Origin of the sequence: Streptomyces sp. NPDC050263, from assembly GCF_040655955.1 — a bacterium.
Classification (GTDB): Bacteria; Actinomycetota; Actinomycetes; order Streptomycetales; family Streptomycetaceae; genus Streptomyces.
Genome location: NZ_JBFAKW010000089.1, coordinates 25,225 through 39,362, shown reverse-complemented (window position 1 = coordinate 39,362; position 14,138 = coordinate 25,225). Strand labels below are relative to the sequence as shown.

12 protein-coding genes are annotated in these 14,138 nt (G+C 70.2%); 10 read left to right on the top strand and 2 right to left on the bottom strand.

Translation table 11 applies throughout. The features are described from left to right. Window positions 1-222 precede the first annotated feature (222 nt). From ruvC to AB0J04_RS31405, 8 genes are all read left to right on the top strand, one after another. The gene (gene ruvC, locus AB0J04_RS31440; RefSeq protein WP_363171986.1) at window positions 223-825 is read left to right on the top strand and encodes a crossover junction endodeoxyribonuclease RuvC; all 603 of its coding nucleotides are present in this window, start codon (window positions 223-225) and stop codon (window positions 823-825) included. Beyond that, the gene (gene ruvA / locus AB0J04_RS31435) at window positions 822-1,427 is read left to right on the top strand and encodes a Holliday junction branch migration protein RuvA (protein WP_363171985.1); all 606 of its coding nucleotides are present in this window, start codon (window positions 822-824) and stop codon (window positions 1,425-1,427) included. The genes ruvC and ruvA overlap by 4 nt, the downstream gene beginning before the upstream one ends. A gap of 10 nt (window positions 1,428-1,437) precedes the next feature. Then, window positions 1,438-2,508: a Holliday junction branch migration DNA helicase RuvB gene (gene ruvB / locus AB0J04_RS31430; RefSeq protein ID WP_363171984.1), complete on the top strand. Its 1,071-nt coding sequence runs from the start codon at window positions 1,438-1,440 to the stop codon at window positions 2,506-2,508. A gap of 176 nt (window positions 2,509-2,684) precedes the next feature. Next, window positions 2,685-3,203: a preprotein translocase subunit YajC gene (yajC, locus tag AB0J04_RS31425; protein ID WP_363171983.1), complete on the top strand. Its 519-nt coding sequence runs from the start codon at window positions 2,685-2,687 to the stop codon at window positions 3,201-3,203. 134 nt (window positions 3,204-3,337) lie between these two features. Then, window positions 3,338-5,134 (top strand): protein translocase subunit SecD, encoded by a 1,797-nt coding sequence (secD, locus tag AB0J04_RS31420; protein ID WP_363171982.1) that lies wholly within the window; start codon window positions 3,338-3,340, stop codon window positions 5,132-5,134. A 3-nt stretch (window positions 5,135-5,137) separates the two neighbouring features. Continuing rightward, complete coding sequence (gene secF / locus AB0J04_RS31415) at window positions 5,138-6,250, top strand: protein translocase subunit SecF (RefSeq protein ID WP_363171981.1); 1,113 nt, start codon at window positions 5,138-5,140, stop codon at window positions 6,248-6,250. Next, window positions 6,247-6,795: an adenine phosphoribosyltransferase gene (locus AB0J04_RS31410; RefSeq protein WP_363171980.1), complete on the top strand. Its 549-nt coding sequence runs from the start codon at window positions 6,247-6,249 to the stop codon at window positions 6,793-6,795. Before secF ends, AB0J04_RS31410 begins: the two co-directional genes overlap by 4 nt. Before the next feature lie 203 nt (window positions 6,796-6,998). After that, a complete protein-coding gene (locus tag AB0J04_RS31405; RefSeq protein WP_363171979.1) occupies window positions 6,999-9,524 on the top strand; it encodes a bifunctional (p)ppGpp synthetase/guanosine-3',5'-bis(diphosphate) 3'-pyrophosphohydrolase in 2,526 nt (841 codons plus the stop codon). A gap of 76 nt (window positions 9,525-9,600) precedes the next feature. On the opposite strand, the gene AB0J04_RS31400 is transcribed toward AB0J04_RS31405, so the two are convergent. Further along, window positions 9,601-10,830: a DUF349 domain-containing protein gene (locus AB0J04_RS31400; protein WP_363171978.1), complete on the bottom strand. Its 1,230-nt coding sequence runs from the start codon at window positions 10,828-10,830 to the stop codon at window positions 9,601-9,603. Window positions 10,831-10,997: 167 nt separating this feature from the next. Next, window positions 10,998-11,816: a peptidylprolyl isomerase gene (locus tag AB0J04_RS31395; RefSeq protein WP_363171977.1), complete on the bottom strand. Its 819-nt coding sequence runs from the start codon at window positions 11,814-11,816 to the stop codon at window positions 10,998-11,000. A gap of 179 nt (window positions 11,817-11,995) precedes the next feature. Between AB0J04_RS31395 and AB0J04_RS31390 the strand changes: the two genes are divergently transcribed. Together AB0J04_RS31390 and hisS are read left to right on the top strand one after the other, a co-directional pair. Beyond that, a complete protein-coding gene (locus AB0J04_RS31390) occupies window positions 11,996-12,712 on the top strand; it encodes an MBL fold metallo-hydrolase (RefSeq protein ID WP_363171976.1) in 717 nt (238 codons plus the stop codon). 13 nt (window positions 12,713-12,725) lie between these two features. Then, window positions 12,726-13,988: a histidine--tRNA ligase gene (hisS, locus tag AB0J04_RS31385; protein ID WP_363171975.1), complete on the top strand. Its 1,263-nt coding sequence runs from the start codon at window positions 12,726-12,728 to the stop codon at window positions 13,986-13,988. Window positions 13,989-14,138: the final 150 nt, after the last annotated feature.

The following is a 14,138-nucleotide window of genomic DNA, read 5'->3' as shown; positions in this document are numbered from 1 at the left end:
TGTATATGGTCGACGCGTAACGCTGGGGCGGGCCGCGCGGATTCGGCGGGCCGGTGGGACACGTCCCACCGGCCCGCCGTCGTTGTCAGTGCCGGCGACTAGCCTGTCGTCATCGGTAGATCACCGTCCACGGACGACAACCGTCGATCGAGGAACCACGACGGCGCTGAGCCACCTCCGCGAGAGCGGCGGCGGTTCAGCCGCAAAAAAAGGGGGGCGGGCGTGCGGGTACTCGGGGTGGACCCCGGACTGACGCGGTGTGGTGTCGGCGTCGTCGAGGGGGTCGCGGGCCGGCCCCTCACCATGCTCGGAGTGGGCGTCGTACGGACGCCCACGGACGCCGAGTTGGGGCAGCGCCTCGTCGCCGTCGAGCAGGGCATCGAACGCTGGCTGGACGAATACCGGCCCGAATGCGTCGCCGTGGAGCGGGTGTTCAGCCAGCACAACGTGCGCACGGTCATGGGCACCGCCCAGGCCAGCGCCGTCGCCATGCTGTGCGCCGCCCGCCGCGGCATCCCCGTCGCCCTGCACACGCCCAGCGAGGTCAAGGCCGCCGTCACCGGCAGCGGGCGCGCGGACAAGGCGCAGGTCGGCGCCATGGTCACCCGACTGCTGCGGCTCGACGCACCCCCCAAGCCGGCCGACGCGGCCGACGCGCTCGCGCTCGCCATCTGCCACATCTGGCGCGCCCCCGCACAGAACCGACTCCAGCAGGCCGTCGCCCTGCACGCGGCCAGGACACCGACGACGGTCAACGCACCGACGACAGCCAACGCACCGACGACGGTCAACGCACCGATGACATCGAAAGGCCTGACGGCATGATCGCCTTCGTCAGCGGCACGGTCGCAGCCCTCGCACCCGACACCGCGGTGGTCGAGGTGGGCGGCGTGGGCATGGCCCTCCAGTGCACGCCGAACACGCTGTCCACGCTCCGCCTCGGCCAGCCGGCCAAGCTGGCCACCTCCCTCGTCGTACGGGAGGACTCACTGACCCTCTACGGCTTCGTGGACGACGACGAACGCCAGGTCTTCGGGCTCCTCCAGACCGCGAGCGGGGTCGGCCCCCGGCTGGCGCAGGCCATGCTGGCCGTCCACACGCCCGACGCCCTGCGCCGAGCCGTGGCCACCGGCGACGAGAAGGCGCTCATCGCGGTGCCGGGCATCGGCAAGAGGGGCGCCCAGAAGCTGCTGCTCGAGCTCAAGGACCGGCTCGGCGAGCCGATCGGCGCCCCCGCGATCGGGGCGCCGGTCACCAGCGGCTGGCGCGACCAGCTGCACGCCGCCCTGATCGGCCTCGGCTACGCGACCCGCGAGGCCGACGAGGCGGTCGCGGCCGTGACCCCGCAGGCCGAGGCCGCCGACGGCGCGCCCCAGGTGGGTCAGCTGCTCAAGGCCGCCCTGCAGACCCTGAACCGCGCCCGCTAGGAGAACGTCAGTGAACTGGGACGACACGACCGAAGAGACCGCCCCCGAGCGGCTCGTCGGCGGGTCAGCCGACGGTGAGGACCAGGCCGTCGAGGCCGCCCTGCGCCCCAAGGACCTGGACGAGTTCATCGGTCAGGAGAAGGTCCGCGAGCAGCTCGACCTCGTCCTGCGCGCCGCACGCGCGCGGGGCGCGACCGCGGACCACGTGCTGCTCTCCGGCGCCCCCGGCCTCGGCAAGACCACCCTCTCGATGATCATCGCCGCCGAGATGGGCGCCCCGATCCGGATCACCAGCGGCCCCGCCATCCAGCACGCGGGCGACCTCGCGGCGATCCTCTCCTCGCTCCAGGAGGGCGAGGTCCTCTTCCTCGACGAGATCCACCGCATGTCCCGGCCCGCCGAGGAGATGCTCTACATGGCGATGGAGGACTTCCGCGTCGACGTCATCGTCGGCAAGGGCCCCGGCGCCACCGCCATCCCCCTCGAACTGCCCCCCTTCACCCTGGTCGGCGCCACCACGCGCGCGGGCCTGCTGCCGCCCCCGCTGCGCGACCGCTTCGGCTTCACCGCGCACATGGAGTTCTACGAGCCCGGCGAGCTGCAGCGCGTGATCCACCGGTCGGCGAACCTCCTCGACGTCGAGATCGACACCGACGGCGCCGCCGAGATCGCCGGCCGCTCCCGCGGCACCCCCCGGATCGCCAACCGTCTGCTGCGCCGGGTACGCGACTACGCGCAGGTCAAGGCCGACGGGATCATCGACCGCGAGATCGCGGCGGCGGCACTGAAGGTCTACGAAGTCGACGGCCGCGGCCTGGACCGTCTCGACCGAGCGGTCCTGGAGGCGCTGCTGAAGCTGTTCGGCGGCGGCCCGGTCGGTCTGTCCACGCTCGCCGTCGCGGTGGGGGAGGAGCGCGAGACCGTGGAGGAGGTCGCCGAACCTTTCCTCGTGCGGGAGGGCCTACTCGCGCGTACGCCGCGCGGGCGGGTGGCCACCCCGGCTGCCTGGACCCACCTCGGCCTCACCCCGACCCGCACGCCGACCCGGGGAAGTGGCCAGGGCGACCTGTTCGGGACATGACGCCCGGGGCCACGGCGGCGGCATTGGCCGGGTCAGGAACCCTGGTGCCATGCTGAGCGTTGTTCCATGCGCGCGGACTCGCTTAGACTCCGCCGATGCCGCCGTTGTCGGCAGCACACAACCCCCATCCATCAGGCCGCTCAACCATCGCGGTCGTCTGAAGGAAGTTCCGACCCGTGAGTCCTGTGACCCTCCTCCCGTTCATCGTGCTCATCGGGGCCATGTTCCTGATGACCCGATCGGCCAAGAAGAAGCAGCAATCAGCGGCCGACATGCGTAACCAATTGCAGCCCGGCAGTGGTGTCCGCACCATCGGGGGCATGTACGCGACGGTCAAGGAGGTCAGTGACGACACCATCCTCCTCGATGCGGGGCCGGGCGTGGAACTCCTCTTCGCGAAGAACGCGATCGGCGCCGTCCTGACCGACGACGAGTACAACCGCATCGTGCACGGCATCGAGCACGACCTGAAGTCCGACTCCGACGTCGTCCCGGACGACGCCTCCTCCCTCACCGAGTCCGCCGAGACCGACGACTCCGCCGACGAAGCTGCCGCCGCCTCCGACGACAAGGCCGTCGACCTCGGCAAGAAGGACGGACCCGACGAGGTCCAGGAGAAGGCCGCCGACGCCGAGCAGGCCGACGCGGACGAAGAGCCGAAGCAGACCGACGGCGACTCCGAGACGAAGAAGTAGCCCCGCCCCCGGCGCAGACGGCTACACCCGTCCGCGCCGGGGCGCGCGCATTCTCGCCAGGGGATCCCGACACCATGTCATGGCCGCCGCCGCGCCGACCCGGCGCGAGGCGGCCCGAGAGGGAGTACGAGAAGGTGGCAGCACCTAAGAAGGGCCGGAGCGCGAGTGCCCAGAGCAAGCCAGGGCGCTCGCTGGCCCTGATCCTGATCGCCATCGTGGGGCTCACCGGAGGCATGTTCGTCTCCGGTCACACCACTCCGCGTCTCGGCATCGACCTTGCCGGCGGTACCAGCATCACGCTGGAGGCGAAGGCCGACCAGGGATCCGCGATCAACAAGGCCAACATGGACACCGCGGTCGAGATCATGAACCGCCGTGTCAACGGGCTGGGCGTCTCCGAGGCGGAGGTGCAGACCCAGGGCGACCGCAACATCATCGTGAACATCCCCAAGGGCACCGACTCGGAGAAGGCCCGGGCGCAGGTCGGCACGACCGCCAAGCTGTACTTCCGTCCGGTGCTGGCCCAGGAGGCCTCCGCCTCCGCCGCCACCCCCTCGCCGAGCGCGTCCACCAGCGGCTCGTCCACCGCCTCGCCGAGCGCCTCCACGAGCCCGTCGGCGAGCGCCTCCGCGACCACCGGCGAGAAGGCGACCTCCTCGACGTCCCCGTCGGCCACCGCGACCTCGCAGGGCCGGCCCGTCACCGACGCGCTGAAGGCCGACTCGACCCCGTCGGCGTCCGCGAGCACCAAGGCGAGCGCCTCCGCCAGCCCGTCGGCCACCGCGAGCAGCGCCGCCGGCGTCACCGCCGAAGACGCCGCGCTCCAGGCCAAGTACGCGGCCCTGGACTGCTCCAAGGAGTCGGTCCGCGCCGCCGCCGGCGACGGCGTCAAGCCCGGGGACGCGACCGTGGCCTGCGGCGAGATCGACAAGGTCTGGTACAAGTACCTGCTCGGCCCGGCCGCCGTCGACGGCACCGAGGTCAAGAAGGCCCAGGCCGTCTACGACACGCAGACGGCCGCCGGCTGGCAGGTCACCATGGACTTCACCTCCAAGGGCGCCAAGAAGTTCGCGGACATCACGGGCCAGCTCGCGCAGAACACCCAGCCGCAGAACGAGTTCGGCATCGTCCTCGACGGCGACGTCGTCTCCAGCCCGTTCGTGCAGTCCGCCATCACCGGCGGCCAGGCCCAGATCTCGGGCAGCTTCACGCAGGAGGAGGCCCAGGGCCTCGCCAACATGCTGTCGTACGGCGCGCTCCCGCTCTCCTTCCAGGAGCAGAGCGTGACCACGGTGACGGCCGCGCTCGGCGGTGACCAGCTGCACGCCGGTCTCCTCGCGGGCGCCATCGGCCTCGCCCTGGTCGTGATCTACCTGGTGGCCTACTACCGTGGCCTGGCGCTCATCGCGCTCGCCTCGCTGCTGGTCTCCGGTGCCCTCACCTACGTGCTCATGGCGCTGCTCGGCCCGGCCATCGGCTTCGCGCTGAACCTGCCGGCCGTCTGTGGAGCCATCGTCGCCATCGGTATCACCGCGGACTCGTTCATCGTGTACTTCGAACGCGTCCGGGACGAGATCCGCGAGGGCCGCACCCTGCGTCCCGCCGTCGAGCGGGCCTGGCCGCGTGCTCGGCGCACCATTCTGGTCTCCGACTTCGTGTCGTTCCTCGCCGCCGCCGTGCTGTTCGTCGTCACGGTCGGCAAGGTCCAGGGCTTCGCGTTCACGCTGGGCCTGACCACCGTCCTCGACGTGGTCGTGGTCTTCTTCTTCACCAAGCCGCTGATGACGCTCATCGCTCGGCGGAAGTTCTTCGCGAACGGCCACAAGTGGTCCGGCCTCGACCCGAAGAGCCTGGGTGCCCAACCGCCGATCCGCCGCACCCGCCGTCCCGCCGGTTCCGCCGCCGGCCCCGTCGAGACGAAGGAGGCGTGAGCGATGTCCAAACTCGGTAACCTCGGCGCCCGACTGCACCGTGGCGAGGTCAGCTACGACTTCATCGGCCACCGCAAGCTCTGGTACGGCATCTCGATCCTGATCACCATCACGGCCATCGTCGGCCTGGCGGTGCGCGGCCTGAACATGGGCATCGACTTCCAGGGCGGCGCCGTCTTCACCACCGAGAAGACCAGCGTCTCGGTCTCCCAGGCCGAGGAGTACGCCAAGGACGCGTCCGGCCACGACGCGGTCGTGCAGAAGCTCGGCAACGGCTCGCTGCGTATCCAGATCGCCGGCATGGACATCAAGCAGTCCAACGTGATCAAGAAAGCCCTGGCCGACGACTTCAAGGTCGACGAGGACACGATCACCGGCGAACTGGTCGGTCCCAGCTGGGGCGACCAGGTCGCCGACAAGGCCTGGCAGGGCCTGGCGATCTTCATGGTCCTGGTCGTGATCTACCTGGCGATCGCCTTCGAGTGGCGGATGGCCATCGCGGCGCTCGTCGCCCTGATCCACGACATCACCATCACGGTCGGCGTCTACGCCCTCGTCGGCTTCGAGGTCACGCCCGGCACGGTGATCGGTCTGCTGACCATTCTCGGTTACTCGCTGTACGACACGGTCGTCGTCTTCGACTCCCTCAAGGAACAGACGAAGGACCTCACGAAGCAGACCCGCTTCACCTACAGCGAGATCGCCAACCGCTCGATCAACGGCACCCTGGTCCGTTCCATCAACACCACGGTCGTCGCGCTGCTGCCGGTGGCGGGCCTGCTGTTCATCGGCGGCGGCGTCCTCGGCGCGGGCACGCTCAACGACATCTCGCTGTCGCTGTTCGTCGGCCTCGCGGCCGGCGCCTACTCCTCGATCTTCATCGCGACGCCGCTCGTCGCGGACCTCAAGGAGCTCGAGCCGCAGATCAAGGCGCTGAAGAAGCGCGTCCTGGCCAAGCGCGCCCAGGCCACGACCGAGGAGCAGCTCGTCGAGGCCCGTGACAGCGACGGCTACGACGACGAGCCGGAGGACGCCGCGGCCGCGGTCGTCGGCCCGCGCAACCAGCCCGCCACCCGGGGCCGGGGCCGCGGCCGTCCGTCGGGGAAGCGCCGATGACCGAGCTCACCGACCTCAGCGGGCTGCTGCTCAGCCGGATCCGTGACGTGGCCGACTACCCGGAGCCGGGAGTGATGTTCAAGGACATCACCCCGCTCCTGGCGGACCCGGCGGCGTTCACCGCACTCACCGAGGCGTTCGCGGAGATCGCCGAGCGCACCGGCGCCACCAAGGTCGTCGGCCTGGAGGCCCGGGGGTTCATCCTGGGCGCCCCGGTCGCCGTCCGGGCCGGCCTCGGCTTCATCCCCGTACGCAAGGCGGGCAAGCTCCCCGGAGCGACCCTCGGCCAGGCCTACGACCTGGAGTACGGTTCGGCCGAGATCGAGGTGCACGCGGAGGACCTCACCACCGGCGATCGCGTCCTGATCGTCGACGACGTCCTCGCCACCGGCGGCACCGCCGAGGCGTCGATCCGGCTCATCCACCGCGCGGGCGCCGAGGTCGCGGGCGTCGCCGTCCTGATGGAGCTGGGCTTCCTGGCCGGCCGCCCCCGGCTGGAGGCGGCCCTCGGCGGGGCGCCCCTGGAGTCGCTGCTCACGATTTGAGCACAGTCTCAAAGATCCGCACACGGTCCGAAAATCGCCGTACGCCAAGCGGGCGGGCCCCGGAGGAATCCGGGGCCCGCCTCTTGCGTTTCTCCGGTAGACGGCCCTCACATCGGCCTGAAGGCGATCCTGCGGCCCAGGATCGCTACGATGGGTCCTCCGGAACCTGACCGGGGGACCCGGATCGCGCACGAGGAGCCCTCTTGCCAGACGAGGCCCAGCACCTGACAGCCGCCAAGCCCGAGTCCGCCTCGGCGCCCGCGGCAACGCCCGCGCCGTCCGCGAAGGACGACAGCCGTGGGCCGGTCGAGCACGACCGCCCGGCGTCCGTCGACAAGCCGGCCGAGCAGGCACGCCCCAAACCGGCCTCGCCCGAGCCCTCCTCGACCGCGCCCGCCGGCCGCCCGGCCGCGGCGCAGCCGCCCGCCCGCTCCGGCTCCTCCAACCGCGTCCGCGCCCGCCTCGCCCGGCTCGGCGTCCAGCGCGCGAACCCGTACAACCCGGTCCTGGAGCCGTTGCTGCGGATAGTACGCAGCAACGACCCCAAGATCGAGACGGCGACACTGCGCCAGATCGAGAAGTCCTACCAGGTCGCCGAGCGCTGGCACCGCGGCCAGAAGCGCAAGAGCGGCGACCCGTACATCACCCACCCGCTCGCGGTGACCACGATCCTCGCCGAACTGGGCATGGACCCGGCCACGCTCATGGCGGGCCTGCTGCACGACACCGTCGAGGACACCGAGTACGGCCTGGAGGACCTGCGCCGCGACTTCGGCGACCAGGTCGCCCTGCTCGTCGACGGCGTGACCAAGCTGGACAAGGTCAAGTTCGGCGAGGCCGCGCAGGCCGAGACCGTGCGCAAGATGGTCGTCGCCATGGCCAAGGACCCGCGCGTCCTGGTCATCAAGCTCGCCGACCGCCTGCACAACATGCGCACCATGCGCTACCTCAAGCGCGAGAAGCAGGAGAAGAAGGCGCGCGAAACCCTGGAGATCTACGCGCCCCTCGCCCATCGCCTGGGCATGAACACCATCAAATGGGAGCTGGAGGACCTCGCCTTCGCGATCCTCTACCCCAAGATGTACGACGAAATCGTCCGGCTGGTGGCCGAGAGGGCGCCGAAGCGTGACGAGTACCTGGCCATAGTGACCGACGAGGTCCAGGCCGATCTGCGGGCCGCCCGCATCAAGGCGACCGTCACCGGCCGCCCGAAGCACTACTACAGCGTCTACCAGAAGATGATCGTCCGCGGCCGTGACTTCGCGGAGATCTACGACCTGGTGGGCATCCGCGTCCTCGTGGACACCGTCCGCGACTGCTACGCGGCCCTCGGCACGGTGCACGCGCGCTGGAACCCGGTCCCCGGCCGGTTCAAGGACTACATCGCGATGCCCAAGTTCAACATGTACCAGTCGCTGCACACCACGGTCATCGGCCCCAACGGCAAGCCGGTCGAGCTCCAGATCCGCACGTTCGACATGCACCGCCGCGCCGAGTACGGCATCGCCGCGCACTGGAAGTACAAGCAGGAGGCCGTCGCCGGCGCCTCCAAGGTGCGCTCGGACCAGCCGCGGACCACCGGCAAGGACGACCACCTCAACGACATGGCGTGGCTGCGCCAGCTCCTCGACTGGCAGAAGGAGACCGAGGACCCCGGCGAGTTCCTGGAGTCCCTGCGCTTCGACCTGTCGCGCAACGAGGTCTTCGTCTTCACGCCGAAGGGCGACGTGATAGCGCTTCCGGCGGGAGCGACCCCGGTCGACTTCTCGTACGCGGTGCACACAGAGGTGGGCCACCGGACCATAGGAGCTCGGGTCAACGGCCGTCTCGTGCCGCTGGAGTCGACCCTGGACAACGGCGACCTGGTGGAGGTCTTCACCTCCAAGGCCGCAGGGGCCGGACCCTCCCGGGACTGGCTGAACTTCGTCAAGTCCCCGCGCGCCCGCAACAAGATCAGAGCCTGGTTCTCCAAGGAGCGCCGGGACGAGGCGATCGAGCAGGGCAAGGACGCCATCGCGCGCGCGATGCGCAAGCAGAACCTGCCGATCCAGCGCATCCTCACCGGCGACTCGCTGGTCACCCTCGCGCACGAGATGCGCTACCCGGACATCTCCTCGCTGTACGCGGCGATCGGCGAGGGCCATGTGGCCGCGCAGAACGTCGTGCAGAAGCTGGTGCAGGCGCTGGGCGGCGAGGAGGCGGCCACCGAGGAGATCGACGAGGCGGTCCCGTCGACCCACGGCCGCGGCCGCAAGCGGCGCAGCAACCAGGACCCCGGCGTCGTCGTCAAGGGCGTCGACGACGTGTGGGTCAAGCTGGCCCGCTGCTGCACGCCCGTCCCCGGCGACCCGATCATCGGATTCGTCACGCGCGGTAGTGGCGTATCGGTTCACCGCAGCGACTGCGTCAACGTGGAGTCACTGTCCCGTGAGCCGGAGCGCATCCTCGAGGTCGAGTGGGCGCCGACGCAGTCCTCGGTCTTCCTGGTCGCCATCCAGGTCGAGGCCCTGGACCGCTCCCGCCTCCTCTCGGACGTCACCCGGGTCCTGTCCGACCAGCACGTCAACATCCTCTCCGCGGCGGTCCAGACCTCGCGCGACCGGGTGGCCACCTCCCGCTTCACCTTCGAGATGGGCGACCCCAAGCACCTCGGCCACGTCCTGAAGGCCGTACGCGGCGTCGAGGGCGTCTACGACGTGTACCGGGTGACCTCGGCGCGCCGCCCGTAGCCGGAACGCCGGTACGCCGGAACAGCTGTGAGGGGCCCCCGTACACGATGTACGGGGGCCCCTCACATGGCTTGTGTCAGCCGCCGAACTCCTCCAGGCCCTTCAGGGCCTGGTCCAGCAGCGACTGACGGCCTTCGAGCTCCCGCTCCAGCTTGTCGGCCTTCGCGGTGTTGCCCTGGGCGCGGGCCTGCTCGATCTGCGTCCGCAGCTTGTCCACGGCGGCCTGGAGCTGACCGGTCAGACCCGCGGCACGCGCGCGTGCCTCCGGGTTCGTCCGGCGCCACTCGGCCTCCTCGGACTCCTGGATCGCCCGCTCCACCGCGTGCATCCGGCCCTCGATCTTCGGCCGGGCGTCCCGCGGAACGTGGCCGATGGCCTCCCAGCGCTCGTTGATCGAGCGGAACGCGGCCCGCGCCGCCTTCAACTCCCCGACCGGCAGGAGCTTTTCGGCCTCCTCGGCCAGCTCCTCCTTGAGCTTCAGGTTCTCCGTCTGCTCCGCGTCCCGCTCGGCGAACACCGAGCTACGGGCGGCGAAGAACACGTCCTGCGCACCGCGGAAGCGGTTCCACAGGTCGTCCTCGTGCTCGCGCTGGGCGCGGCCCGCCGCCTTCCACTCCGCCATCAGCTCGCGGTAGCGCGCCGCCGTCGGACCCCAGTCCGTGGAGCCGGACAGCCCCTCGGCCTCGGAGACCAGCCGCTCCTTGATCCGGCGGGCGTCCTCGCGCTGCGCGTCCAGCTGCGCGAAGTGCGCCTTGCGGCGCTTGGAGAACGCCGAGCGGGCGTGCGAGAAGCGGTGCCACAGCTCGTCGTCCGACTTGCGGTCCAGCCGCGGCAGACCCTTCCAGGTGTCCACCAGGGAGCGCAGCCGCTCACCGGCGGCCCGCCACTGGTCGGACTGCGCAAGCTGCTCCGCCTCGGTGACCAGGTCCTCCTTGGCCTTGCGGGCCTCGTCGGACTGCTTGGCGCGCTGCTGCTTGCGCTCCTCGCGGCGCGACTCGACGGTCGCCACCAGCTTGTCCAGCCGGTCCTTCAGCGCCTGGAGATCGCCGACCGCGTGATGTGCGTCGACCTGCTCGCGGATGTGGTCGATCGCGACCTGCGCGTCCTTGGCCGAAAGATCGGTGGTCTGCACTCGCTTCTCGAGGAGGCCGATCTCGACAACCAGGCCCTCGTACTTGCGCTCGAAGTAGGCCAGTGCTTCCTCGGGGGAGCCTGCCTGCCAGGAACCGACCACCTGCTCGCCGTCGGCCGTACGCACGTACACGGTCCCCGTCTCGTCGACGCGGCCCCACGGGTCGCTGCTCACAGCGCCTCCTCCACATGATGCCTCCGAGGGGCTTCAGCGCCCCTGGGCATCGTCCACAGTTTCGTCACGGCCAACATAGGCGACCGGCGGGCCGCCTGTCCGCATCCAGCGCGACCGAAATTGCGCAGTTGACCGCCCCTTGTCGTCAGGTTGTCTTCAGGTCGTCGTCAGGATTTCGTGACCGTCGCCTTGTTGATCACGACCGTCGCGTTGGGGGCTCCGTCACCGGCGCCGGTGTTCTCGCCCGCGGCGGCGATCTTCTGCAGCACCTTCATGCCTTCGGCCGACACCGTGCCGAACGGGGTGTAGCTGGGCGGCAGCTGGCTGTCCTGGTAGACGAGGAAGAACTGGCTGCCGCCGGTGTGCGCCTGACCGGTGTTGGCCATCGCGACCGTGCCCGCCGGGTAGACGTTGTTCTTGAGGCTGGTGTCCTTCAGGTTCTCGTCCGGAATGGTGTAGCCGGGACCGCCGCTGCCCTGGCCCGTCGGGTCGCCGCACTGGAGCACGTAGATGCCGTTGGTGGTGAGGCGGTGGCACTTGGTGTGGTCGAAGTAGCCCTTGCCGGCGAGGAAGCTGAACGAGTTCACCGTGTGCGGCGCGGCCTTCGCCTTCAGGGCTATGCCGATGTCACCGCACGTCGTCGCCAGCGTCATCGTGTACTTCGCCGACGTGTCGATGGTGACCGCCGGCTCCTTCTTCCAGGTCTCCGTCTTGATCGCGCCGGTGGCGGGCTTCTCGCACGGGTCCTTCGCGGCGCTGGGCGTCGCGGACGGCGTCGTCTCCGAGCTCGCGTTCGCCTTGTCGTCGTCGTCCTTCAGGACGCCCGTCGTGTACAGCGCCAGACTGCCGATGATGATCACGCCGAGCACCGACGCGATCACCGAGTTGCGTACCCGCGCCTTGCGCCGTGCGCTGGTGCGCCGCTGCTGCTGCCGCAAGAACTTCTCCCGGGCGAGCTGACGCTTCCGCTGTTCCTGGGTGACCACCGGGTTTTCTCCTCGTGCGTCTCGTACGTCGACTGGGACGCGTGCGTCTTGTGAGCCGACAGCCTGCGTGTGTCCCGTACCGTATATGGGTTCGCTGAGGAAACGGCAGCGCCGGTAGGCTCTGACCACTGGCGCAGCCGCCAGAAGCCCACGCGTATCGACACAAACGAAGGACGATCGTGCTCATTGCCGGGTTCCCCGCCGGCGCCTGGGGGACGAACTGTTATCTCGTCGCCCCCGCCGCCGGCGAGGAGTGCGTGATCATCGACCCGGGCCACCAGGCGGCCCCCGGAGTCGAGGAAGCGATTTCGAAGCATCGGCTGAAGCCCGTCGCCGTCGTCCTCACGCACGGCCACATCGACCATGTGGCCTCGGTCGTCCCGGTGTGCGGCGCGCACGACGTGCCCGCCTGGATCCACCCCGAGGACCGCTACATGATGAGCGACCCCGAGAAGTCGCTGGGCCGGTCCATCGGGATGCCCCTGATGGGCGAGCTGACCGTGGGGGAGCCGGACGACGTCCGGGAGCTGACCGACGGCGTCCGGCTGGACCTGGCCGGTCTGGAGTTCTCCGTCGCGCACGCGCCGGGCCATACCAGGGGGTCGGTGACCTTCCGGATGCCCGAGAGGGCCGACGTCCCGTCGGTCTTCTTCTCCGGGGATCTGCTGTTCGCCGGCTCCATCGGACGCACCGACCTGCCCGGCGGCGACATGGCCGAGATGCTCGACTCGCTGGCTCGCGTATGCCTGCCGCTCGAGGACTCGACCGTGGTGCTGTCCGGCCACGGCCCCCAGACGACCATCGGCCAGGAGCGCGCCGCCAACCCGTATCTGCGGCAGGTGGCGGCCGGCGGCCAGGGAGCGGGTTCGCCCACCCCTCCCCGACGAGGAATGTGACGAGAGACCTTCCGTGAGTACTTTCCAGGCCCCCAAGGGCACCTACGACCTGATTCCGCCGGACAGCGCCGTCTACCTCGCCGTCCGCGAGGCCATCGCCGCGCCGCTGCGCAACTCCGGCTACGGCTATGTCGAGACGCCCGGCTTCGAGAACGTCGAGCTGTTCGCGCGCGGTGTCGGCGAGTCGACGGACATCGTGACGAAGGAGATGTACGCCTTCGAGACCAAGGGCGGCGACCGGCTCGCGCTGCGCCCCGAGGGCACGGCGTCCGTGCTGCGCGCCGCGCTCGAGGCCAACCTGCACAAGACGGGCAACCTGCCGGTCAAGCTCTGGTACTCCGGCTCGTACTACCGCTACGAGCGCCCCCAGAAGGGCCGTTACCGGCACTTCTCCCAGGTCGGCGCCGAGGCGATCGGCGCGGAGGACCCGGCGCTGGACGCCGAGCTGATCATCCTGGCCGACCAGGCGTACCGCTCGCTGGGCCTCAGGAACTTCCGCATCCTGCTCAACTCGCTCGGCGACAAGGAGTGCCGTCCGGTGTACCGGGAGGCGCTGCAGACCTTCCTGCGGGGCCTGGACCTCGACGAGGACACCCTGCGCCGCGCGGAGATCAACCCGCTCCGGGTGCTCGACGACAAGCGCGAGTCGGTGCAGAAGCAGCTCGGCGAGGCCCCGCTGCTGCGCGACTACCTGTGCGACGCCTGCAAGGCGTACCACGAGGAGGTCCGCGAGCTGATCACCGCGGCGGGCGTCGCCTTCGAGGACGACCCGAAGCTGGTCCGCGGCCTGGACTACTACACCCGCACGACCTTCGAGTTCGTCCACGACGGGCTGGGCTCCCAGTCCGCGGTGGGCGGCGGAGGCCGCTACGACGGCCTCTCCGAGATGATCGGCGGCCCCGCGCTGCCCTCGGTGGGCTGGGCCCTCGGCGTCGACCGCACGGTGCTGGCGCTGGAGGCGGAGGGCGTGGAGCTGGAACTGCCCGCCTCGACCTCCGTGTTCGCGGTGCCGCTCGGCGAGGAGGCCCGCCGGGTGCTCTTCGCGAAGGTCACCGAGCTGCGCAAACTCGGCGTCGCCGCCGACTTCTCGTACGGCGCCAAGGGGCTCAAGGGCGCCATGAAGAGCGCCAACCGCAGCGGGGCCCGCTACACGATCGTCGCGGGCGAACGCGACCTCGCCGAGGGCGTCGTCCAGCTCAAGGACATGCAGTCCGGCGAGCAGACGGCGATCGGCGTCAACGAGATCGTGGCGGAACTGGAGTCGAGGCTCGGCTAGAGCCGTGCCGCACGCCGGGCGTCACCGGTTTCGGCAGCTGGCCGGAACCGAACGCCCGGCGGTGGCCGCACGTACGTCCTTATGCCCACCGAACGGTGGACAGAGGGTCCTGTGCGGCACAATGGCCCCTGCCCGAAGATGGTCCAACTC

Excerpts from the sequence above, each read along its gene's own strand:
- secF (WP_363171981.1), top strand. The coding sequence starts at position 5,138 with ATGTCCAAACTCGGTAACCTCGGCGCCCGACTGCACCGTGGCGAGGTC.
- AB0J04_RS31410 (WP_363171980.1), top strand. The coding sequence starts at position 6,247 with ATGACCGAGCTCACCGACCTCAGCGGGCTGCTGCTCAGCCGGATCCGT.
- ruvA (WP_363171985.1), top strand. The coding sequence starts at position 822 with ATGATCGCCTTCGTCAGCGGCACGGTCGCAGCCCTCGCACCCGACACC.